The organism is Oliverpabstia intestinalis, from assembly GCF_009696065.1.
Classification (GTDB): Bacteria; Bacillota; Clostridia; order Lachnospirales; family Lachnospiraceae; genus Oliverpabstia; species Oliverpabstia intestinalis.
The window spans coordinates 19,997-41,834 of the sequence record NZ_VUMS01000021.1 but is presented as its reverse complement, the minus strand read 5'-3'; the positions used below and the strand labels follow the sequence as shown (position 1 = coordinate 41,834).

Genomic DNA, 21,838 nt, shown 5'->3' with positions numbered 1-21,838 from the left:
CTTGCGTAGATGATACAGTTATTTATGAAACGATATACTAGAGCGTGTCTGAAAAATCAGCCGGTGTATGTTTCAGAGTCTTATGGAAACATATACCGGCTGTTGATTTATTTGAGCAAAAACGAGTTAAAGTCTGTATTTACACAAGAAAATTACTGTGATAACAGGCAGGGATGTGCAGGTTTTCAGTGCTGTCTGGCGAATGGATTCTGCGAATTAAGACTTTGACGGAATAAACGGTGCAATCGCTCCTGCTACATTCGAGATCGGCATGGTCTGGAGCCATATATGTCCCGGACCGGTGATGACGGTGTTGAAGATGCCTTCCCCGCCAAAAAGCATATTTTTCACACCGGGAACGGTCTGGATATCCATGGAACAGGTGGCTTCCATAGCAGCCAGATAACCGGTATCCACGATGATCTGCTGACCGGGCTGCAGGTCGTATTCGACAACGTGGCCGTCAAATTCCAGGAATACCATCCCTTCTCCGGCAAGGCGCTGCATGATAAATCCCTCACCGCCGAAGAGTCCGGAACCGAAGCGTTTCTGGAAGAAAACAGAAAGGTTTACCCCGGCTTCGGAAGCGAGAAAACCGGACTTTTGTACAATCAGTTCCCGCCCGGGGAAAATCTGGTAAGGAAGAATACTTCCCGGGAAGCAGGAGGCAAAAGCAATCATGCCGGGACCGCCCTGGGCAGTATAGATATTCTGAAACATGGATTCACCGGAAAACATTCGTCCGAAAGCCTTTCCGATGCCGCCGTTGGTAGAAGTTGCCATGTGCATGTTCGGTGACATCCAGCTCATAGCTCCTTTTTCTGTGATCATTCTTTCGCCGCCGTCCAGATAACAGATGACAACGGGCAAGGTGTCGCCCTGAATTTCATAACGCATAGTATGTACCTCCTGTATAGAAAATTTGCAGCTGTTCAGTTATGAGCAAGTAGCGAAGCGGATTGCGAATATCCGCTTGAATGAGTTCCGGAGTTTTTTACATTCTGCCTGGAACAGTGAAAATCATGGTTATGATGATGTTTCTACTGGTATTATATCAAAGTAGACAGCTGGATGATATGGAATTAAGAAAAAAGTAAACAATAAAATTTGAAAAAGTGTTTGACAAATATATATGTATGTGGTAATTTATAGAAAAGTTTAGTGTAGTAAACCGTTGAAGCGGAGATCAAAGCAGTTATGCGCGCACAGAGAGTCCGGGAGGGTGAGAGCCGGGTGGAGATGCAGGCTGCCAAATGGACCGCTGAGGGCGCAGTGAACAGTCATTATTTCGAATCGGCTCAGTATTCTGCGACGTGGGGCATACGTCAGTTGCCGGGAATATGCAGGTATTCCGCAAAGCGCACAGTGCAAACTGTGAAACAAGGTGGTACCGCGGGTAGTTTATCATACGCTCGTCCTTGACAGAAGAACAAGTTTCTGTCGAGGGCGGGCGTTTTTTCGCGTTGTGTATCAATAATTGATCCGGTGAATCAATTTTGATTCGCGGGCAACAAGTCAAGGTTCATGCTTGCCTGAGACTTTCGCGGCAGGACAGAAAAACAAAGGGAAAGACAGTAACAGAAAAGATTTACAGGAGGTGCCCGAATGTATCCAACATTAGAAAAGGTAAAAGAAATCGCAGCCAGTGGAGAGTATCGCAGAATTCCCGTATGTAAGGAGTTATATGCGGATCGATATACACCCGTAGAAGTGATGCGGGTTTTGCGGAAAGCAAGTAAGCATTGTTATCTGCTCGAGAGTGCCAGTCAGACGGAGGTGTGGGGAAGATTTTCTTTTCTCGGTTATGAGCCGGCGATGGAGATCACCTGTACGGATGGAGTCCTGAATATCCGCAAAACCGGGGAGGATATGGTTGTGACAAAGAAAGTGGAACATCCGGGCGATACTCTGCGGGAGATTATTGAACAGTATAAAACACCGGTGATGGAAGAACTCCCACCATTTACCGGCGGGCTGGTAGGGTACTTTTCCTATGACTATATCAAATACAGCGAACAGAAATTAAAACTCGAAGATAAAGAGCAGCAGGATTTCAGGGATATGGATCTGATGTTGTTCGATCAGGTGATTGCCTTTGATCATTACCGTCAGAAAGTGTTGCTGATCGCCGGAGTGATGACCGATGATCTGGAAGCGTCTTATCAGAAGGCAGAAGGAAAACTGGAAGAGATGGCACAGCTTCTGAAAACCGGACCGCATATGGAATTCGAAAAACTGAAGCTGGAGTCCGATATCCGGCCACAGTTTCCGGAAGCGGAATACTGTAAGATGGTGGAGAAAGCCAAACATTACATCCGTGAGGGTGATATTTTCCAGGTGGTATTATCGAATCCGATGCGGGCGAAAGCGACAGGAAATCTTTTCGATACCTACCGGGTGTTGAGGGCGACAAACCCATCTCCGTATATGTTCTATTTTTCCAGCGACGATATTGAGATTGCGGGAGCATCTCCGGAGACTCTGGTAAAACTGGAAGCCGGGAATCTGAGTACTTTCCCGTTGGCCGGAACCAGACCGAGAGGAAAGACAAGGGAAGAAGACAGGGAACTGGAAGCCGGACTTTTAAAAGATGAAAAAGAACGGGCAGAACACAACATGCTGGTGGATCTGGGAAGAAATGATATCGGAAAGATCAGTAAGATCGGCAGTGTGAAAGTGGAAAAATACATGTGTGTGGAACATTTTTCACATGTCATGCATCTTGGTTCTACGGTAGTCGGAGATCTGCGAGAGGATAAAGATGCGGTGGATGCCGTTGATGCGATCCTGCCGGCCGGAACACTCTCCGGAGCACCGAAGTTCCGGGCCTGTCAGATCATCGAAGAACTGGAACACAGCAAACGTGGCATCTACGGTGGGGCGATCGGTTATCTTGATTTTACAGGAAATCTGGACACCTGTATCGCGATTCGCCTGGTTTATAAAAAGAAGGGCGAAATCTGTATTCGTTCCGGTGCCGGTATCGTGGCGGACAGCGTACCGGAGAAAGAATTTGAAGAATGCTGCAACAAGGCACGGGCCGTGGTTCAGGCAATTGCACAGGCACAGGAGGGATTGGAATGATAGTACTGATTGATAATTACGACAGTTTTTCTTATAACTTATATCAGCTGATCGGTTCCGTGGAGCCGGACGTCAAAGTTGTACGAAACGATGCATATACGGTGGAAGAGATCGAGGCGATGAAACCGGAAGCCATCATCCTTTCTCCGGGACCCGGAAAACCGTCCGATGCAGGAATCTGTATTGAGGCGATCCGGTATTTTGCAGGAAAGGTTCCGGTCTTTGGTGTGTGTCTGGGACATCAGGCAATCTGCGAAGCATTTGGTGGAACGGTGTCCTATGCGAAAGAACTGATGCACGGAAAACAGAAAGAGATTCATCAGATCGGTGAAAATCAGCTGTTTCAGGGGCTGCCGGAGACATTTCCGGCAGCGCGGTATCACTCACTGGCAGCATTAAAGGAAAAACTGCCGGAAGAACTGAAAGTGACTGCGGAGTCGGAAGACGGAGAAGTGATGGCGGTAGAACACACAAAATATCCGATCTACGGTGTACAGTTTCACCCGGAATCGGTGATGACACCGGATGGCAAGATTATGATAGAGAACTTTATGGATGTAGTCAGAGGGGGAAGAGAACAATGATCAAAGAAGCAATTATCAAAGTGGCAAAAAAAGAAGATCTGACATATGAAGAATCAAAAGCTGTTATGAATGAGATCATGGATGGAGAAACTTCTCAGGTACAGACGGCGGCATATCTGACAGCCTTAGCTATGAAGGGTGAAACCATTGATGAGATCACAGGATCTGCCGAAGGTATGCGTTCCCATGCCCTGCAGTTAAAACATGATATGGATGTCCTGGAGATTGTCGGTACCGGTGGGGACGGTTCCAATTCTTTTAATATTTCCACAACCGCTTCTCTGGTCATCGCAGCAGGTGGTGTTCCGGTAGCAAAACATGGAAACCGTGCGGCATCTTCCAAATCAGGAGCAGCGGATGTACTGGAAGCCCTGGGTGTAAAGATCACGCTGACACCGGAACAGAGTGAAAAAATACTGGAAAAGATCGGGATCTGTTTCCTGTTTGCACAGACTTATCACACCGCGATGAAATATGTGGCACCGGTCAGAAAAGAACTGGGTATCCGCACAGTGTTTAACATTCTCGGCCCGCTGACGAACCCGGCAAATGCAAACATGCAGATCATGGGTGTCTACAGTGAAGAGCTGGTAGAGCCGATGGCACAGGTTCTGGTGAAACTGGGCGTGAAAAATGGTATGGTTGTGTATGGTACGGACAGCCTGGATGAGATCTCGATGAGTGCACCGACTGCTGTGTGTGAGATCTGTGATGGTAAATTAGCTCCTTATGAGATAGTTCCGGAACAGTTTGGTTACAAAAAATGCGAGAAAGACGAGTTAAAAGGTGACACTCCGCAGGAAAATGCGACCATCACCCGAGCAATCCTCGATGGCAGTGAACAGGGGGCGAAACGACAGGCCGTGTGCATGAACGCCGGAGCCGCGCTGTATGTGGCAGGAAAAGCAGGGACACTGGAAGAAGGTGTACGTCTGGCAGAGCAACTGATCGACAGCGGTGCAGCACTGAAGAAACTGGAAGCATTCATTCGGGAGAGTAATGAAGCATGAATATATTAGAAGAAATTGCAGGAAAGACAAGAGAGCGGATTGACCAGGAAAAAGGTAAGGTATCTGTTGCAGAATTAAAGGAAAGGATCCGGGACCGGGAACAGAATCCGGCGATTCTTCCGACAACGTCTTTTTATCAGGCATTGAAAAAAGAAGGGATGTCCTATATCTGTGAGGTGAAGAAAGCATCTCCGTCAAAAGGACTGATTGCACCGGATTTTCCGTATGTGGAGATCGCAAAAGAATATGAGGCAGCGGGTGCATCGGCGATTTCCTGTCTGACAGAGCCCTTTTATTTTCAGGGATCCGACCGGTATCTGGAAGAGATTACAGCGGCAGTGAATATTCCGGTACTCCGGAAAGATTTTACGGTAGATGAGTATATGATCTATCAGGCGAAAGCCTTTGGTGCATCAGCAGTACTTCTGATCTGTGCGATCCTCGATGATGTACAGCTGAGAGAGTACCGGCAGCTGGCAGAAAGTCTGGGGCTGGATGCGCTGGTGGAAGCACATGATGAGCGGGAAGTAGAGCGGGCATTGGAAGCCGGAGCGAAGATCGTAGGAGTCAATAACCGGGATCTTCGGACATTCCGGGTGGATATGAATAACAGCATCCGGCTGCGGAATCTGGCACCGGAGGAAGTGGTCTTTGTATCAGAAAGCGGAATCAGGACGAGTGCAGATATCAATCTGTTATATGATAACCGGGTGGATGCCGTGCTGATCGGAGAAACGCTGATGCGAAGCCCGGATAAAAAGGCGGTGCTTGAGACGCTGAACGGGAAACCACTTTCCCGGTAAATGAGAGAGCGGATGCGGGTAAGGAAGGGAAATCCTGTATAACGCATATCGGGGTAAAAAGCAGCAGGAGAGATTAAGCATGAGCAGAATAAAAATATGCGGTCTGCGGCGGCCGGAGGATATCGCGGCGGTCAATGAGGCAAGGCCGGATTACTGTGGATTTATTGTGGAATATCCCAAAAGCAGACGGAGTATCGACCGGGCAACATTACGGGAACTGGTACGGGGACTGCGGGAGGAAATTGTTCCGGTAGGTGTATTTGTCAATGCACCGAAAGAGCTGGTGGCAGAGCTTCTCGAGGAGGGAACGATACAGATAGCACAGCTTCACGGACAGGAATCGCAGGAATATATACAGGAATTAAAGGTACTGACAGAAAAACCGCTGATTCAGGCATTTTCCATAAAGTCGAAGGAAGATGTGGAGCGGGCCCGGGAGAGTGTGGCGGATTATATTTTACTGGATCAGGGAAGCGGCGGAACGGGAAAAGTGTTTGACTGGTCTCTGGTGGGTGAAGTCGGACGACCGTATTTTCTGGCCGGAGGTCTCGATGTGGAAAATCTGAGGGAAGCGATCGGGATGCTTCATCCATGGGCGGTGGATCTGAGCAGCAGCCTGGAAATTGATGGAAGAAAAGACGCCGGACGGATCCGTCAGGCAGTGGAAATCGTGAGAATGGAGGAAACAAAAGATGTCAAAAGGTAGATTTGGAGTACACGGCGGACAGTATATTCCGGAAACGCTGATGAACGCGGTTCTGGAACTGGAGGAAGCCTATAATCATTATAAAAATGACCCGGAATTCAACCGGGAACTATCAGAACTTCTGAATGAGTATGCGGGAAGACCATCCCGTCTGTACTATGCGGCACATATGACAGAGGATCTCGGCGGAGCGAAAGTGTATCTGAAGAGAGAGGATCTGAACCATACCGGTGCACATAAGATTAATAACGTGCTGGGGCAGGTACTGCTGGCAAAGAAAATGGGAAAAACCCGTGTGATCGCAGAGACAGGAGCCGGTCAGCATGGGGTGGCGACAGCTACTGCAGCTGCCATGATGGGTATGGAATGTGAAGTATTTATGGGAAAAGAGGATATGGAGCGTCAGGCGCTGAACGTGTATCGGATGCGCCTTCTGGGAGCGAAAGTTCATGCGGTTACTTCCGGAACTGCCACGTTAAAAGATGCAGTTTCCGAGACCATGAGAGAGTGGACAAACCGGATCGCAGATACGCATTATGTGCTGGGTTCTGCGATGGGACCGCATCCGTTTCCGACGATTGTCAGAGATTTTCAGGCGGTAATTTCCAAAGAGATCAAGGAGCAGATTCTGGAGAAAGAGGGACGGCTTCCGGACGCTGTGCTGGCGTGTGTCGGCGGCGGATCGAATGCGATCGGAACCTTTTATAATTTTATCGAAGATGAAGGTGTACGTCTGATCGGCTGTGAGGCAGCTGGACGGGGTATTAATACGGCAGAAACTGCAGCAACGATCGCTACCGGAAAGCTTGGTATCTTCCATGGAATGAAATCTTATTTCTGCCAGGATGAATATGGTCAGATCGCACCGGTATATTCGATCTCAGCCGGACTGGATTATCCGGGTGTGGGACCGGAGCATGCCCATCTGTATGACACCGGACGTGCGGAGTATGTGCCGGTCACGGATGATGAGGCAGTAGATGCCTTTGAATATTTGTCTAAGGTTGAAGGTATTATCCCGGCGATCGAGAGTGCCCATGCAGTTGCGTATGCGAAGAAGCTGGTGCCGACGATGGGAAAGGATCAGATTGTAGTAATTACCATCTCCGGAAGGGGAGATAAAGACTGTGCAGCGATTGCCCGCTACAGAGGGGAGGATATCTATGAATAAGAGAATTACAGAGAGTTTTACAAAAGGGAAAGCATTTATTCCGTTTATTACCTGCGGGGATCCGTCACTGGAGGTGACAGAGCAGCTTGTATATGCCATGGAGGAAGCAGGGGCAGATCTGATCGAACTGGGAATCCCGTTTTCTGACCCGACCGCAGAGGGTCCGGTGATTCAGGCGGCAAATATCCGTGCACTGTCCGGTGGCGTTACGACGGACAAGGTTTTTGATATGGTTGAGAAGATCCGGAAGAATTCGAGTATTCCGATGGTGTTTATGACATATGCAAATGTAGTGTTTTCTTATGGAACAGAGCGTTTTGTGAAAAAGGCAGCAGAAGTTGGCATGGACGGACTGATCTTACCGGATGTACCGTTTGAAGAGAAAGAGGAGTTTGACGGAGTCTGCAAGGAGTACGGGCTGGATCTGATTTCTCTGATTGCACCGACTTCTCATGAGCGGATCTCCATGATCGCCAAAGAAGCTCAGGGGTTTGTGTACTGTGTTTCTTCTCTGGGGGTTACGGGTATGCGGTCTCAGATTACAACGGATATCGGAGCGATGGTGGAACTGGTGAAGAAGGCGAAGGATATTCCCTGTGCCGTTGGTTTTGGTATTTCGAATCCGGAGCAGGCGAAAAAGATGGCCGGGCAGTCGGATGGTGTGATCGTCGGATCGGCGATCGTGAAGCTTTGCGGACAGTATGGGGTGGAGTGTGTTCCTTATGTGAAGGAGTATGTGAAGGCTATGAAGGATGCTGTCAGGGAGGCTTAGGTTTTCTTGTAGTTTTCTTTTACGCCGGACGAAATGGAGCGCCTGCCCGTAAGCTGCAGACAACCGCTGGTAACGCAAATCTGAGCTAATCGTTAATTGCATCTAAGACTCTCGCGAGAGCGCCCGAGCCTAAGATTCCGTAAACGATGGATCTCATCTTTGCTAAGGGCACCAGCAAAAGGCTGTCTGCAGCTTACGGGCAGGCGCTCCATTTCTGTGGATTGGTGGACGAGAGGGTCTTGATGTGAGTGTTTCCTTTACGGTGTTGATGCCGGCTTTTTTCGATTGAGGTTGTTGAGTCATTTCAGTTTACTTATGTCGAATAGAAATTTAACAGTGGAAGGAGCAGGTTCTGGGGTGGGGCAACATTTTATGGGCGGTTAGGGGAAGCTTTAAGATCCGACGCTTATGCAGGATTTCACGATGGTCAGCTGGGCATCGTGAATATAGCCGAAGTTAGCGGCTAGCTTAAAGTTCCCCTGCCCATGTTGCCCCACCCCAGAACCTGCTCCTTCCACGTCCGGGTTTCAAGACACTACAACATACATAATCCTACACATCCAATTGAGACATAGGGATACACCAGAGGGGGAAGAATATTCGATATTTGAATTTACACATGTGAAATGTAAACTTAAAATTAAAATAAGTTGACAATTAATACTTTTATGTGTTAAAGTGATATCCGTACGAAAAATGAAAGGGCATTTTGCCCGTGACAAATGAAAGGATATGTTATGAATTCCGAATTTTATGAAAAAGAGGCACCTGTTCTTTCCAGGGAGGATGCGATCGCTATATTGAACACGCCGGATGAAGAACTGGATGTGCTGATCGATCGCGCGAAGAGTTTACGATATCGATATAAGGGGAATCGTGTAAGTATTCATATTCTTACCAATGCCCGCAGCGGCAACTGTTCTCAAGATTGTGCTTACTGTGCACAGTCATGTCGTTCTACCGCAGATATTGATAAGTACAAATGGGTAGATGAAGATAAGCTGTATCAGGATAATGATTTCGTAAATGAGTATCATTTATCCAGACATTGTATCGGTCTGAGTGGTATGAAATTTACGGATAAAGAGATTGAAGAACTTGCCCGCCGGATCCGGAAGATGAAAGAACAAGGAACGCATCTTTGCTGCTCCATCGGTTTTCTGACAGAAAAACAGGCCAGAATGCTCAGGGAAGCCGGTTTGGACCGGATCAATCATAATCTGAACAGCAGTCGTTCTTATTATCATAATATCTGCAGTACACATACTTTCGAGCAGCGTGTACAGAATATCCGCATGCTTCAGGGAATTGGTTTTGAAATCTGCAGTGGCGGGATCATCGGTATGGGTGAAAGTAAAGAAGATGTAGTTGACATGCTCCTTGAACTGCGTGAGATTCAGCCGGAGGCACTGCCGATTAATTTCCTCCTGCCGATCAAAGGAACTCCGCTCGGAGATGCCGATATCTCCATGCTGACAACCGAATACTGCATGAAAGTTCTCTGCCTTGCAAGACTTCTTGTGCCAAAAGCAGATATCCGCTGCGCCGCCGGAAGAGAAGTATATTTTAAAGGGGAAGAAAAGAAACTGCTTAGCGTAGTGGATTCTATCTTTGCTTCAGGTTATCTGACAGAAGATGGTCAGGGGATCGAAGATACTCTGAAAACGATTACGGATGCCGGATTTACTTATGAGATTGAATCAGCATAATTGACAAACTTTAGAAGGAGAAGTATTAACATGGATCAGACACAAAGCAGTACGATATCCCGCAGTAAAACCTATGAAATAACCATAACAGCTCTGATGACAGCAGTCACCTGTATTCTTGCTCCGATGTCCATTCCAATCGGGCCGGTTCCGATTTCATTCACCAATCTGGCGATTTATCTGTCCCTGTATCTTCTCGGATGGAAAAAAGGAACCATCAGTTATCTGATCTATCTTTTGATCGGTCTTGTTGGGCTTCCGGTATTCTCCGGTTTCACTGGTGGTCCGGCGAAATTGGCAGGGCCCACAGGTGGATATATCATCGGATTTATCGTAATGGCAGTCATTGCCGGACTGTTCATCGACAACTGCCGCAAACCATGGATCCAGCTTATCGGTATGATCGTCGGAACCATCGTATGTTACCTTTTCGGAACCGTATGGTTCTGTATAGTTGCAGGTTACACCTTCCAGGCAGCTCTCGCAGTCTGTGTAATCCCATTCATCCCTGCAGACCTGGTAAAAATGATCATTGCAATGATCATCGGACCGATGATAAAGAAAAGAATACGGTAATTGCAGCAGATGCCAAGGTCTCGCGCAAGTACAGACTTTGACTCGTTGCTCGCGTAAATAAAAATGCTCCTGATTAATTATCAGGAGCATTTTTATTTACGCATCCAACTGCACAATCGCAGCAATCGTTCTCTCATATTCTTTCGTAACCGCATTCATCATACTTTCACCGTCTGGCAGGTTGCCTGTGCGGAGGACTTCGGTGATGGCGGCTGCGGTTTCATAGAGTGGGGTGAATCCCAGGTTTTGTGCGACACCTTTTAAAGTGTGGGCGGCACGGAACGCTTCTTTTGTATTTTTTTCTGCAAGGCTGTTTTTCAGCTGGGAAAAACTGGGATCGTCAGGAAATTTCAGGACGAATTTGGCGATCAGTTTTTCATTGCGGAGACGTCCGAAGACTTCTTCGTAATCCGCGCCCATAGCCTGATAACATTCATTGATATTCATACTTGCAATTCCTTTCTGCATCTGGTACATCGTTTTCGAAATAACTGTAGCATTCATTTGTCTGTGAATCCGATTGCACAGTTAAAAAAGCCTCAGCGTAGCCCGCTACGCCGCCCTCATTCGGATAAAATCTCCCACAAACTGGGACTCGCAGCTCACGAAAAGCCTTTTTCAAACACGCTCTAGTGTATCGAACAGGAGCAAACAACTGTCTGTTATACGAAAAAATGTTATAATTAATTTTATTATATAAGTATGTACACACAAAAACAATAAAAATTTAAGAAAAAAGTAACGGTTTTTGTAATGCTTTCTGCTTTCTACAGATGAAATACTTTGGTTGCGATAAAGAAGTAAATTATAATGGAGCTTGCATCGACTATGGTAGTGATCAGCGGAGAGGCCATAAGTGCCGGATCCAGGCCGATTTTTTTTGCGCACATCGGGAGGATGCAGCCGAGTAGTTTTGCGGAAATAACGGTTGCGACCAGGGACAGGGCGATGACGACTGCCATACCTGCCCGTTGATAGGTCAGATAGATCCGAAGTCCGTTGGAGACAGCCAGAACGACACCTACGATCAGGGAAACACGGAATTCTTTCCAGATGACACGGAAAAAGTCATGGAAGGTTACCTGGTTCAGGGCGATTCCGCGAATGATCAGTGTGGAACTCTGAGAACCGCAGTTTCCGCCGGTGTCCATCAGCATGGGGATGAAGGATACAAGAAGCGGGATCGCAGCGAAAGCGTCTTCATAACGGGTGATGATGGTTCCGGTGATAATAGAAGAAAACATCAGCACCAGAAGCCATGGGATTCTGCGTTTTGCGTGTTCCCAGGCGGATACTTCAAAGTAAGTTTTTTCACTGGGAGATACGGCCGCCATCTTGGTGATATCTTCGGTGGCCTCTTCGACCATGACATCCATGGCATCATCGAATGTTACGATACCGACAAGCAGACCATCGGTGTCAAGAACCGGAAGTGCCAGCAGGTCGTATTTGCGAAGCTGGTGAGCCACATCCTCTTTGTCTGTCAGTGTAGAGACAGAGATGATCTCCGTCTCCATGATATCTTCAATCAGCACATTATCATCGGTTGTCATCAGATCTTTTGCTGACACGATACCGAGCAGTTTCCGCTGCTGGATCACATAGCAGGTATAGATGGTTTCTTTGTGAATACCGGTTTTCTTGATATGTGCGAGTGCCTGTCCTACTGTCAGATACGGTTTCAGATCTACGTATTCGGTTGTCATGATACTTCCGGCGCTGTCTTCCGGATAATTTAACAGTTTGTTGATGGTTTCCCGTTCCTTCGGGCCGCTGGCATCGAGGATCCGGGTAACCAGATTGGCGGGAAGTTCTTCTAACAGATCCACGGTATCATCCATGTACAGATCGTTCAGGATTTCCTTCAGTTCTTTTTCTGACAAGGCTTCTACCAGGACAGACTGCAGGGAACTCTCCATGTTGGCAAATACGTCTGCCGCCTTTTCTTTGGGAATCAGACGGAAAGCAAGAGCCAGTTCCTTATCATCAAATTCTCCAAGCAGTGAGGCAATGTCTACTGCGTTCATTACGTCCAGAACGTCTTTTACGGATTTGTAGCGGCGTTCCTGGAGCAGTTTTACAAAAATATCTTTGTTCATCATAAACGTACCTCCGATATGTAATTATTGGTATATGATCGTTGCCTTTCGCGTAATAACTGGCATCAGAGTCCATGTCCTCACCACCTTTCATTTTTTGTATTTATGTAAAGAACAAAGAATGTGTCTTGGCACATTCTCGCGCCTGCGGCGGTCACTTGCGACATCTACTTTATACGTCGCAGTGCGTATCCCCGCGGAGCGTTTTTAATTTACAGAAAAGCAATTTTCTGTAAATTAAAAAATTCCTTCAAAGCCTGAGCAATGAAAGAATCTGCAAAATACATCACGAAAAAAATCCTGACCATCGTTCAAGCTTTAGTATCACAGGGCATATATCAATTGCATTAGGTTATGCCTTCACGACATGACCTGCTGACCAGCGCGTTGTGTCTCCACAGCCTTGCGGCAGCAATCTCAGGAAAATCCAAATCCCTGTGGTAACCTCACCTACCGAAATATCTTTATTTGTCGTGACTATCATATAGCAAACAGAAAGTAATGTCAATCGCTTTTTTACAATTGAAAACACCTGTCAAAGTCGATATAATGATAGCAGCGATGTGCCCGGTACAAAGGGGAAGAAAAGAGTCACTGACCAAACGGGTACAGGGGAAGGAGAAGACAGATGACAGCAGCAGAAAAAATAAAAGAAATGGGAATTGTACCGGTTGTGGTACTGGAAGATGAGAAGGATGCAGGAGCGCTGGCGAAGGCACTCTGCGAAGGAGGGCTTCCTTGTGCGGAGGTGACATTCCGGACAGCGGCAGCGAAGGAATCCATCCGCATCATGCTGGAGGAATATCCGGAGATGTTCGTGGGAGCAGGAACTGTTCTGACAACACGGCAGGTGGATGAAGCAATCGAAGCAGGAGCAAGATTCATTGTGAGTCCGGGTTTTGATCCGGAGATCGTGGATTACTGTATCGAGAAAGAGATTCCGGTATTTCCGGGCTGTGTGACGGCATCGGAGCTGGCGCAGGCAGTAAAACGGGGACTGGAAGTTGTCAAATTCTTTCCCGCAGAAACATCCGGGGGACTGGCAGCAATCAAAGCACTGGCGGCTCCGTATGTGGGAATGAAATTTATGCCGACCGGTGGTATCAATCTGAAAAATGTCCGTTCTTATCTGGAAAGCGATGTGATCCTTGCCTGTGGCGGCAGCTGGATGGTGAAAAAAGACCTGATCCAGAGCGGGCAGTTTGATGCGATCCGCCAGATGACAGCGGATGCGGTGGCACTGGTAAAAGAGGTACGGGGCAGTCAGGAGAAATAAGTATGAAGAAAACACTATTATTTGGAGAGCCGATGGCTCTGTTACTGGCAGATACACCTGGTGCGTTGGAGTGCGTGGAGCATTTTACAAGAAGAATGTCCGGGGCGGAGGTCAATGTGGCGATTGGGCTTACCAGGCTTGGCTTTCCGGTGGAATATCTTACCCGGCTTGGGGATGATCCGTTTGGACATTATATCGAACAGGCACTAAAAGACAATGAGATCGGAACGAATCTTCTGACGTATGATCCGGTCTATCGAACCGGGATTCAACTGAAAGAATATGTGGAAGACGGACATGATCCGGCGGCACCATATTATCGAAAAGGATCTGCAGCATCACATCTGTCTGCAAAAGAGATCGATGCACTGGATCTTGGGAAAATCGAGCTGGTGCATGTGACAGGCATTCCGCCTGCGCTATCGAAAGAAGCAAGAGAGGCGACCTATCGCCTGATGGAGCGGGCGAGAGAGGCTCAGATTCCGGTGACCTTTGATCCGAATCTCCGCCCGGCTCTGTGGGAGAACGGGGAGACGATGAGAAACGTGCTGAATGATCTGGCAAATTACGCAGATGTGGTACTGCCGGGAATTGGGGAATGTGAGATCCTTGCGGGTACGACAGATAAAGAAAAAGCGGCTGATTTTTATCATCAGAAGGGCGTGGCTCTTGTCGTGATCAAAGATGGAAAGAACGGCGCTTATGTATCCGAAAAGAAAGAAAACGGGGAAGTAGTCCGAGATATGATCCCGGGATATCCGGTGAAAAAAGTGGTGGATACCGTGGGCGCGGGAGATGGATTTGCCGTTGGTGTACTGAGCGGACTGCTGAAAGGTCTTCCGGTGACCGAATGTGCGAAACGGGGCAATGCGATCGGATCGATCCAGGTACAGCACCGCGGCGACAATGAGGGGCTGCCGACAGAAGAAATCCTGCAATCCTATATGGCGGGAAATATACAGAAATAAAGAAAACAGGGAACGAAAAAATGAATACATTTTGGATTTTGATGGAACAGATTGAGCTGTTTATCGTCTATCTTGTCATCGGTGTGATACTTGTGCGGACCGGTGTGCTGAGTGATAAAGGACTCGACTGGATCGCCCGGGTAGTGATGAAACTTTCGCTGCCGATGATGATCTTTGTCAATGTGGTCAGTCAGGTAGACCGGGTGGCACTGGTAAAATCGCTGTCCATCATCGGACTGGCGGTGACGGCCTCGACTCTCTTATATGGACTTGGCGTTGTGTTGACAAAATTGTTTCATGTAGAAGGCGACCGGGCACAGATCTACCGGGCGATGACGATGTTTGGCAATGTGGGATTTATGGGAATCCCGATCATCACCAGCATTTTCCAGGAACGGGGCATGCTGTATGTATCCGTATTTACCATCGTGGATCAGCTGGCGATGTGGACAGTAGGGGTGAAATTGACTTCCCCGAGTGGAAAAGGGAAGTTTGATCCGAAAAAGCTGATCAACCCGGCAACGGTTGCTATCGCTCTGGCAATTCTTTTCGTACTGACCGGACTAAAGCTTCCGGGTGTCTTGCAGACTGGATTCCAGAATATTGGGGCAACGGCGACACCTCTCGCGATGATCTATCTTGGCGGTGTGTTTGCCTGTATGGATATATGCAAATATGTAAAACAGATGGAATTATACGGAATTGTTATCTGCAAAATGTTGATATTTCCGGTACTGTTTTATCTTGTCCTGAGCTTCGTTTCGGTATCGGAAGAGATCCGTATGACCATGTCTCTGATCACCGCGATGCCGACTATGTCCTCTGTGGTTATGCTCGCCAATTCCTCCGGTTCCGATGGAGCATATTCGCTGGGCGGCGTGATGATAACCACACTATGCGGAATCGTGACGCTGCCGGTTGTGTGCAGAGTGCTTTTGTGGATTGCGGTGGCGTAATAACGTTATGAACAGTAACGTAATAATAATGCAGTGGTACAAAACAAGTATTTGCCATATCTGACAAAATAGAATACAATAATTCTATATAAGCCTGTCAGAATAACGAAATCAATGGCAGCAGAATGGGAGAAGAGAATTATGGGAGATGGAAGAGAAATGAAAGAGATTCATCAGGAGTTCCTGACCGGCGAGCGTGCGCTGTTTCAGGGAAAGAATCTGAAAATTTATGATACGATTTTTGATGACGGAGAGTCGCCGTTAAAGGAGAGCAGAAATATTGAATTATACGGAAGTATGTTCAAGTGGAAATATCCGCTGTGGTATGCGAAAGACATCAAGGCAGAGAACTGTACCTGGTTTGATATGGCACGCGCAGGTGTGTGGTATACCGACCGGATCGAAGTGAACAATGCAGTGATCGAAGCACCGAAGAATTTCCGTCGGTGTAACGGACTGAAACTGACCAATGTGACCTTCCCGAATGCGGCAGAGACCTTGTGGAGCTGTCAGAACGTGGAACTGGATCATGTGGATGCAAAAGGCGATTATTTCGGCATGAACTGCCAGGATCTGGTGTTGAAAAACTTCCGTCTGGTGGGAAATTATTCCTTCGACGGTGTAAAAAATATGGAAGTGCACAATGCAACAATGCTGTCTAAAGATGCATTCTGGAACAGTGAGAATGTAACCGTGTATGATTCCTTTATCTCCGGAGAATACCTGGGATGGAATGCAAAAAACCTGACACTGATAAACTGTACCATCGAGAGTCTGCAGGGTATGTGCTATATTGATAATCTGGTGATGAAAAACTGTAAGCTGATCAATACGACTTTGGCATTTGAATATTCTTCTGTGGATGCCAAGATCCACGGAACCATCGACAGTGTGCTGAACCCGTCGAGTGGTGTGATCCGTGCGGATGAGATCAAAGAACTGACGGTAGAAAAAGATAAGGTAGACCCGTCAAAGACGAAGATCTTTGTACAGGGAAAAGAAGTCGAGGCATAGTACAGACTGCGATACCTGGTTCGAAAAATCAACGTTTGAATAAAGGACAGAGAGGAAGATACAGCATGAGCAACTATGATTTTGATCAGATCACAGACCGGAGAAATACCGGATCTCTGAAATGGGATGTGGCAGAAAATGAATTACCGATGTGGGTGGCGGATATGGATTTTCAGACGGCTCCGGCTGTGCGGGAAGCGATTGAAAAGCGGGCTGCACACGGCGTGTTCGGCTATACGGATGTGGAAGAAGACTGGTATCAGGCATATATGAACTGGTGGGAGAGACGCCATCAGTTTTCCATCAAAAAAGAATGGCTGACCTTCTGTACCGGCGTGGTACCGGCGATCTCGAGTACGGTCCGCAAGCTGACCACACCGGGAGAAAACGTGCTGATTCAGACACCGGTGTATAATATTTTCTTTAATTCCATCGTCAATAACGGAAGAAATGTGGTGGAATGCCCGCTGGCCTATGACGGGGAAAACTATGAGATGGACTTTGAGGCGCTGGAGGAGAAATTATCAGATCCGCAGACTTCGTTGATGATCCTGTGTAACCCGCACAATCCGGTGGGAAGAATCTGGGAGCGGGAGACACTGGCACGGGTGGGAGAACTGTGTGAGAAATATCACGTAACGGTTCTTTCAGATGAGATCCATTGCGATATCACCCGGCCGGGCACCGGATACATTCCGTTTGCGGCGGCTTCCGAGACTTGTAAAAATATCAGTGTGACCTGTATTGCACCGACGAAAGCATTTAACATTGCAGGCATCCAGACGGCAGCCGTGATGATCCCGAACGAGGCACTGCATCATAAAGTGTGGCGTGCGTTGAATACGGATGAGGTGGCAGAACCGAATGTATTTGCCATTGGTGCGGCAATCGCGGCATTTACAAAAGGAGAAGACTGGCTGGAAGAACTCCGTGAGTATCTCTTTGAGAACCGGACATACATGACGGATTATATCCGAAAAGAGATCCCACAGCTGAAAGTGACAGAGGCAGATGCGACCTACCTTCTTTGGGTGGATTGCAATGCACTTGGATGCAGTGCGAAAGAACTTGCCGATGCGATTCGAAAAACGACAGGTCTTTATGTATCGGAAGGCGCACAGTACGGAAAAACCGGCGAGCAGTTTTTACGCATCAATCTGGCATGCCAGAAAAGCCGGATAGCAGATGGCTGTGAGCGGCTGAAACGGGGTGTGGAAGCGTACCTGAGTCAGAAATAACAGCGGGAGAAAACAAAGAACAATAGTAACTGTAAAGGTATTGGACAGTTACGAAAAACACAGAAGATAGCTGTGAGAAATGAGAAACATATGGAGAAAAAACGAATACCGGTGCGTCCGCATCATGGGATGTGTCTGGCGTATTTTATAGGAAAAGGATACAGCGAAGGATTCTCCGCGCATATGGAGAAAATGTTACACATTCTGGAACAGGATGTCCCGATCCGTCTGGTGGTTTCGCTGGATGAAATCTGCAGCGCATGCCCGAACCATCAGTTCCTTACCGATGAGGAAAATTCCGGAGAAACAAAGGAAATCTGTGAAGCGCAGGAAAAAGTGTTTCGGTATGATCATGGCGTGCTGGAGGCCTGCGGGCTGACAGAAGGAGAAGAACTGAACTTTCTGGAATTTGCGCAGAAAGTCCAGAAAAAGGTAATCGATACAGGATTGCGGGAGAAGATCTGCGGGGACTGTGAGTGGAATGAAATCTGCAGTGAGAAAAGCAGTCGATGGGAAAATAAAAATATTTTACGTTGATTTTTCTAAAAGATATCTGAAATTTCATATTGATTTCATAAAATGATGGAACACTTGTAAAAGGGTGATTCATCATTTTTTTAAAATCTGTTTCAGTGAACCTGATGTAAGATCACGGATGCTGATGTGCAGACGTGCAGCGGAAATGCTGGGCCGCAGATTTAAACTTACCGCGAATGGAAGTAAAATATGTTAGCTTCATGAGGAAAATCCCCTCGTTTTTTGAAGGATAAATTGACAAAAAGTTATGGAAAATCTATACTAAAGTCAGAGAATTACAAATATTTGTGACAGAAAGGGGGAGAAAAAATGAAGGTGAAAATCGCCCAGATTCAGGCTCATGTTTATGAAGAAAAAAGCAAAAATCTGGAAGAACTGGAGCGGAATCTGAAACGTATAAAGGACGAAAACATTGATCTGGTAACCCTGGGCGAAATGTTCAACTGCCCGTACCAGACACCTTGTTTTCCGGTCTATGCGGAAATGGAACAGGGAGAAACCTGGCAACGGTTAAGTGCTCTTGCAAAAAAATACCAGATTTATCTGTCAGCCGGAAGTGTACCGGAAAAAGATAAGGAAGGACATGTGTACAATACCGCTTATGTCTTCGACCGGCAGGGCAACCAGATTGCAAAACACCGCAAAGTGCATCTGTTTGATATCGCCGTGAAGGGCGGACAGTGCTATCAGGAGTCCGCGACACTGACCGCCGGAGACCAGATTACCGTTTTTGATACGGAGTTTGGGAAAATGGGAATCTGTATCTGCTTTGACTGCAGATTTCTGGAGATCGTACGGCTGATGACATTGCGGGGCGCCAGAATGATCCTGGTACCGGCAGCCTTTAACATGACAACCGGACCGGCACACTGGGAGTTAATGTTCAGGGGAAGAGCGGTGGACAATCAGTGCTATATGATCGGAACTTCCGATGCAAGAGACGAGCAGGCAGGATATATCTCCTGGGGCCATTCTCTTGTCGTGTCACCCTGGGGGGATGTGGTGACACAGATGGATGAGAAACCGGGCATTCAGATCACGGAAATAGATCTGGACCGCGTGGATGCGATCCGCGAACAGCTGCCATTATTATCCGCACGGAGAACGGATCTGTATGAACTGAAAGGAAAATAATATGTAGCAAAATGAGTTTTTAACATGAATTTTACAGAGCGTCAATATAGAATTAAAGAAAATTTGATATAGTACTTTTGTAAATGTGACAATTGGATAAAAGGTAGAAGAAAGTAAAGGGATAAGCAATGAACGAGACAATTTATATGAACCGGGAACTGTCCTGGCTGAAATTTAATGAACGTGTACTGGAGGAAGCGGAGAACCCGAAGGTGCCGCTGTGTGAGCGCCTGACATTTGCATCGATCTATCAGAGCAATCTGGATGAATTCTTTATGGTGCGTGTAGGCTCGCTGATCGATCAGATGCTGGTGGCAAAAGATTCCAGAGATAATAAAACACATATGACGCCGAAAGAACAGATTCAGGCGATTCTTCCACAGGTGGAGATCCTGAACAGGAGAAAAGATGAAGTGTATGGAAAACTCATGGAAAAGATTGAGGAATACGGCGTTCGTCTGGTGGATTTCAGTAGGATCACGGAAGAAGAAAATAAATTTCTGGAAGCATATTTTGATATGGAGATTTCCGGCTTGATTTCACCGACCATTGTGGGGAAACGACAGCCATTCCCATTCCTGAAAAATAAAGAAATCTATGCGGTGGTTGTCCTGACCACCAAGAGTGGAAAAGAGCGTCTGGGGATTATACCGTGTGGAAGCGGTGTATTTGAACGGCTGATCCACCTGCCGGGAGGCAATACGTATATGCTGTCGGAAGAACTGATCCTCCACTACATTCCAAAAGTATTCAAGGGGTATCAGGTAAAAGAGAAATCCCTGCTTCGTGTAACCAGAAATGCAGATATTGATGCCGATGCGCTGTACGATGAAGATCTGGATTACCGGGAATTTATGGCAGATCTGATCAAAAAAAGAAAGAAACTTGCACCAGTGCGGATCGAACTTTCCAGAAAACTCAGCGAGGGCAGTGTGAAACTGATCTGTGAACATCTGGCAATAAAATCACAGTATGTATTCTACAGTCAGGCACCGCTGGATCTGTCTTTCGTTTTCCAGATCGAGGATGCTCTTCGTAAGATTCCGGAATTATTTTATGAAAGAAGAACACCAAGAAAATCCCCGGCCTTTACCGGTGACCGTCCGATTCTGGATCAGATTAAAGAGAAGGACAAACTGCTTTCCTATCCGTATGAAAGTATCAATCCGTTTCTGAATATGCTCCACGAAGCAGCCAACGATAAAGATGTGGTTTCTATCAAGATGACGCTGTATCGTGTGGCCAAACAGAGTAAAGTAGTAGAAGCACTGATCGAAGCAGCAGAAAATGGAAAAGAAGTGCTGGTACTGGTGGAACTGAAAGCACGTTTTGATGAAGAAAACAATATTGGATGGTCCCGTTTGCTGGAGGATGCAGGGTGTCGTGTCATCTACGGACTGGATGGCTATAAAGTTCATTCAAAACTCTGTCTGATCACGAAAAAAACAGATGAACAGATTGAATATTATACACAGATCGGTACCGGAAACTATAACGAAAAAACTTCACGGCTTTATACGGATCTGTCGCTGATGACTTATAATGTAGATATCGGACTGGAAGCAGCCAATGTATTCCAGGCTCTTGCCATGGGAGAGACGATCAAACATGTGGATCATCTGCTGGTGGCTCCGAAATGCCTGCAGAATAAGATTCTGGATATGATTGATGAAGAGATTGCACATGCCAGAGCAGGGGAACCGGCTTACATTGGACTGAAGATGAATTCCCTTACGGATAAGAAAATCATGGAGAAACTGGTGGAGGCCTCCTGTGCCGGTGTACGAATCGATATGGTGATCCGTGGAATCTGCTGTCTGATTCCACAGGTTCCAGGCAAGACGGAAAATATTCATGTACGAAGTATCGTCGGACGTTTTCTGGAACATTCCAGAATCTATATTTTCGGAAGTGAAGGAAGAGAAAAAATCTATATTGCGTCCGCAGACTTTATGACCAGAAACACTCTGCGCCGTGTGGAAGTAGCTGCTCCGGTTTATGACGAAGAAATCAAAGCGCGCCTTCTGGAAATGTTCCGGATCATGCTGAAAGACAATCAGCAGGCCCGTCAGGAAAACGGTGAGGGAATTTACCGGATCCTGCCAACGGATGAAGAACCGCTGAATGCCCAGGAATATTTCTATGAACAGGCATATGAGATTGCAGAGAACCTTTGAAGAGTGCCCCTTCAGTATGTACCG

General features: G+C 47.0%; 21 protein-coding genes, 1 pseudogene and 1 riboswitch. Of the genes and pseudogenes, 18 read left to right on the top strand and 4 right to left on the bottom strand.

Annotated elements, in window-relative coordinates; genetic code table 11:
• Positions 1-216 precede the first annotated feature (216 nt).
• Complete coding sequence (locus tag FYJ57_RS11230; RefSeq protein ID WP_154432713.1) at positions 217-897, bottom strand: TIGR00266 family protein; 681 nt, start codon at positions 895-897, stop codon at positions 217-219.
• Between the two features lie 708 nt (positions 898-1,605).
• Between FYJ57_RS11230 and trpE the strand changes: the two genes are divergently transcribed.
• The 9 genes from trpE to FYJ57_RS11185 all read left to right on the top strand — a co-directional run bounded on the left by trpE (position 1,606) and on the right by FYJ57_RS11185 (position 10,415).
• On the top strand, positions 1,606-3,084 hold the full coding sequence (gene trpE, locus FYJ57_RS11225) for an anthranilate synthase component I (RefSeq protein ID WP_154432712.1): 1,479 nt from the start codon (positions 1,606-1,608) through the stop codon (positions 3,082-3,084).
• Positions 3,081-3,668 (top strand): anthranilate synthase component II, encoded by a 588-nt coding sequence (locus FYJ57_RS11220; RefSeq protein WP_118568620.1) that lies wholly within the window; start codon positions 3,081-3,083, stop codon positions 3,666-3,668. Before trpE ends, FYJ57_RS11220 begins: the two co-directional genes overlap by 4 nt.
• Complete coding sequence (gene trpD / locus FYJ57_RS11215) at positions 3,665-4,678, top strand: anthranilate phosphoribosyltransferase (RefSeq protein ID WP_154432711.1); 1,014 nt, start codon at positions 3,665-3,667, stop codon at positions 4,676-4,678. Before FYJ57_RS11220 ends, trpD begins: the two co-directional genes overlap by 4 nt.
• On the top strand, positions 4,675-5,481 hold the full coding sequence (gene trpC / locus FYJ57_RS11210; RefSeq protein ID WP_154432710.1) for an indole-3-glycerol phosphate synthase TrpC: 807 nt from the start codon (positions 4,675-4,677) through the stop codon (positions 5,479-5,481). The genes trpD and trpC overlap by 4 nt, the downstream gene beginning before the upstream one ends.
• Before the next feature lie 79 nt (positions 5,482-5,560).
• A complete protein-coding gene (locus tag FYJ57_RS11205; protein ID WP_154432709.1) occupies positions 5,561-6,187 on the top strand; it encodes a phosphoribosylanthranilate isomerase in 627 nt (208 codons plus the stop codon).
• Positions 6,174-7,358, top strand: a complete 1,185-nt coding sequence (gene trpB, locus FYJ57_RS11200) for a tryptophan synthase subunit beta (RefSeq protein ID WP_154432708.1) — start codon at positions 6,174-6,176, stop codon at positions 7,356-7,358. Before FYJ57_RS11205 ends, trpB begins: the two co-directional genes overlap by 14 nt.
• Positions 7,351-8,130 carry a tryptophan synthase subunit alpha gene (gene trpA, locus FYJ57_RS11195; RefSeq protein ID WP_154432707.1) on the top strand — a complete coding sequence of 260 codons (780 nt, stop codon included), beginning with the start codon at positions 7,351-7,353 and terminating at the stop codon, positions 8,128-8,130. The genes trpB and trpA overlap by 8 nt, the downstream gene beginning before the upstream one ends.
• 737 nt (positions 8,131-8,867) lie before the next feature.
• Positions 8,868-9,839 (top strand): biotin synthase BioB, encoded by a 972-nt coding sequence (gene bioB / locus FYJ57_RS11190; RefSeq protein WP_154432706.1) that lies wholly within the window; start codon positions 8,868-8,870, stop codon positions 9,837-9,839.
• A 30-nt stretch (positions 9,840-9,869) separates the two neighbouring features.
• Positions 9,870-10,415, top strand: coding sequence for a biotin transporter BioY (locus tag FYJ57_RS11185; RefSeq protein ID WP_154432705.1), 546 nt, complete (start codon positions 9,870-9,872; stop codon positions 10,413-10,415).
• Positions 10,416-10,511: 96 nt separating this feature from the next.
• Here the strand turns inward: FYJ57_RS11185 and FYJ57_RS11180 are convergent, their stop codons facing one another.
• Both FYJ57_RS11180 and FYJ57_RS16570 read right to left on the bottom strand, forming a co-directional pair.
• Positions 10,512-10,862 (bottom strand): Hpt domain-containing protein, encoded by a 351-nt coding sequence (locus tag FYJ57_RS11180; RefSeq protein ID WP_117525875.1) that lies wholly within the window; start codon positions 10,860-10,862, stop codon positions 10,512-10,514.
• Entirely contained in the window at positions 10,849-11,016 is a 168-nt protein-coding gene (locus FYJ57_RS16570; RefSeq protein ID WP_408636471.1) for a DUF6783 domain-containing protein, read from the bottom strand. Before FYJ57_RS16570 ends, FYJ57_RS11180 begins: the two co-directional genes overlap by 14 nt.
• Here FYJ57_RS16570 and FYJ57_RS16565 point away from each other — a divergent pair.
• Positions 10,963-11,115: pseudogene (locus tag FYJ57_RS16565) on the top strand (DUF6783 domain-containing protein); the annotation flags it as partial. The gene FYJ57_RS16570 and the pseudogene FYJ57_RS16565 sit on opposite strands and share 54 nt — an antisense overlap.
• A gap of 67 nt (positions 11,116-11,182) precedes the next feature.
• On the opposite strand, the gene mgtE reads toward FYJ57_RS16565, so the two are convergent.
• Complete coding sequence (gene mgtE / locus FYJ57_RS11175) at positions 11,183-12,514, bottom strand: magnesium transporter (RefSeq protein WP_154432719.1); 1,332 nt, start codon at positions 12,512-12,514, stop codon at positions 11,183-11,185.
• Positions 12,515-12,809: 295 nt separating this feature from the next.
• Positions 12,810-12,979: riboswitch (M-box (ykoK) riboswitch) on the bottom strand.
• Between the two features lie 163 nt (positions 12,980-13,142).
• On the opposite strand from mgtE, the gene FYJ57_RS11170 reads away from it, so the two are divergent.
• From FYJ57_RS11170 to ppk1, 8 genes are all read left to right on the top strand, one after another.
• Positions 13,143-13,790 (top strand): bifunctional 4-hydroxy-2-oxoglutarate aldolase/2-dehydro-3-deoxy-phosphogluconate aldolase, encoded by a 648-nt coding sequence (locus FYJ57_RS11170; protein ID WP_154432704.1) that lies wholly within the window; start codon positions 13,143-13,145, stop codon positions 13,788-13,790.
• A 2-nt stretch (positions 13,791-13,792) separates the two neighbouring features.
• A complete protein-coding gene (locus tag FYJ57_RS11165; protein WP_154432703.1) occupies positions 13,793-14,758 on the top strand; it encodes a sugar kinase in 966 nt (321 codons plus the stop codon).
• Positions 14,759-14,778: 20 nt separating this feature from the next.
• The gene (locus FYJ57_RS11160) at positions 14,779-15,714 is read left to right on the top strand and encodes an AEC family transporter (RefSeq protein ID WP_154432702.1); all 936 of its coding nucleotides are present in this window, start codon (positions 14,779-14,781) and stop codon (positions 15,712-15,714) included.
• 141 nt (positions 15,715-15,855) lie between these two features.
• Positions 15,856-16,728 carry a DUF3737 family protein gene (locus tag FYJ57_RS11155; RefSeq protein WP_331466658.1) on the top strand — a complete coding sequence of 291 codons (873 nt, stop codon included), beginning with the start codon at positions 15,856-15,858 and terminating at the stop codon, positions 16,726-16,728.
• 65 nt (positions 16,729-16,793) lie between these two features.
• Positions 16,794-17,966 (top strand): MalY/PatB family protein, encoded by a 1,173-nt coding sequence (locus FYJ57_RS11150; RefSeq protein WP_154432701.1) that lies wholly within the window; start codon positions 16,794-16,796, stop codon positions 17,964-17,966.
• A gap of 90 nt (positions 17,967-18,056) precedes the next feature.
• On the top strand, positions 18,057-18,503 hold the full coding sequence (locus FYJ57_RS11145; RefSeq protein WP_154432700.1) for a DUF1284 domain-containing protein: 447 nt from the start codon (positions 18,057-18,059) through the stop codon (positions 18,501-18,503).
• A 309-nt stretch (positions 18,504-18,812) separates the two neighbouring features.
• Positions 18,813-19,637, top strand: a complete 825-nt coding sequence (locus FYJ57_RS11135) for a carbon-nitrogen hydrolase family protein (RefSeq protein ID WP_154432699.1) — start codon at positions 18,813-18,815, stop codon at positions 19,635-19,637.
• A 128-nt stretch (positions 19,638-19,765) separates the two neighbouring features.
• Complete coding sequence (ppk1, locus tag FYJ57_RS11130; RefSeq protein ID WP_154432698.1) at positions 19,766-21,814, top strand: polyphosphate kinase 1; 2,049 nt, start codon at positions 19,766-19,768, stop codon at positions 21,812-21,814.
• Positions 21,815-21,838 lie beyond the last annotated feature (24 nt).

Coding starts and splice junctions, on each gene's coding strand:
- FYJ57_RS11220 (WP_118568620.1), top strand. CDS start 3,081: ATGATAGTACTGATTGATAATTACGACAGTTTTTCTTATAACTTATAT.
- FYJ57_RS11205 (WP_154432709.1), top strand. CDS start 5,561: ATGAGCAGAATAAAAATATGCGGTCTGCGGCGGCCGGAGGATATCGCG.
- trpB (WP_154432708.1), top strand. CDS start 6,174: ATGTCAAAAGGTAGATTTGGAGTACACGGCGGACAGTATATTCCGGAA.
- FYJ57_RS11185 (WP_154432705.1), top strand. CDS start 9,870: ATGGATCAGACACAAAGCAGTACGATATCCCGCAGTAAAACCTATGAA.
- FYJ57_RS11145 (WP_154432700.1), top strand. CDS start 18,057: ATGGAGAAAAAACGAATACCGGTGCGTCCGCATCATGGGATGTGTCTG.
- mgtE (WP_154432719.1), bottom strand. CDS start 12,514: ATGAACAAAGATATTTTTGTAAAACTGCTCCAGGAACGCCGCTACAAA.
- FYJ57_RS11155 (WP_331466658.1), top strand. CDS start 15,856: ATGGGAGATGGAAGAGAAATGAAAGAGATTCATCAGGAGTTCCTGACC.
- trpC (WP_154432710.1), top strand. CDS start 4,675: ATGAATATATTAGAAGAAATTGCAGGAAAGACAAGAGAGCGGATTGAC.
- trpA (WP_154432707.1), top strand. CDS start 7,351: ATGAATAAGAGAATTACAGAGAGTTTTACAAAAGGGAAAGCATTTATT.
- FYJ57_RS11160 (WP_154432702.1), top strand. CDS start 14,779: ATGAATACATTTTGGATTTTGATGGAACAGATTGAGCTGTTTATCGTC.
- trpD (WP_154432711.1), top strand. CDS start 3,665: ATGATCAAAGAAGCAATTATCAAAGTGGCAAAAAAAGAAGATCTGACA.
- FYJ57_RS11150 (WP_154432701.1), top strand. CDS start 16,794: ATGAGCAACTATGATTTTGATCAGATCACAGACCGGAGAAATACCGGA.
- bioB (WP_154432706.1), top strand. CDS start 8,868: ATGAATTCCGAATTTTATGAAAAAGAGGCACCTGTTCTTTCCAGGGAG.
- ppk1 (WP_154432698.1), top strand. CDS start 19,766: ATGAACGAGACAATTTATATGAACCGGGAACTGTCCTGGCTGAAATTT.
- FYJ57_RS11165 (WP_154432703.1), top strand. CDS start 13,793: ATGAAGAAAACACTATTATTTGGAGAGCCGATGGCTCTGTTACTGGCA.
- FYJ57_RS11230 (WP_154432713.1), bottom strand. CDS start 897: ATGCGTTATGAAATTCAGGGCGACACCTTGCCCGTTGTCATCTGTTAT.
- FYJ57_RS11180 (WP_117525875.1), bottom strand. CDS start 10,862: ATGAATATCAATGAATGTTATCAGGCTATGGGCGCGGATTACGAAGAA.
- FYJ57_RS11135 (WP_154432699.1), top strand. CDS start 18,813: ATGAAGGTGAAAATCGCCCAGATTCAGGCTCATGTTTATGAAGAAAAA.
- trpE (WP_154432712.1), top strand. CDS start 1,606: ATGTATCCAACATTAGAAAAGGTAAAAGAAATCGCAGCCAGTGGAGAG.
- FYJ57_RS11170 (WP_154432704.1), top strand. CDS start 13,143: ATGACAGCAGCAGAAAAAATAAAAGAAATGGGAATTGTACCGGTTGTG.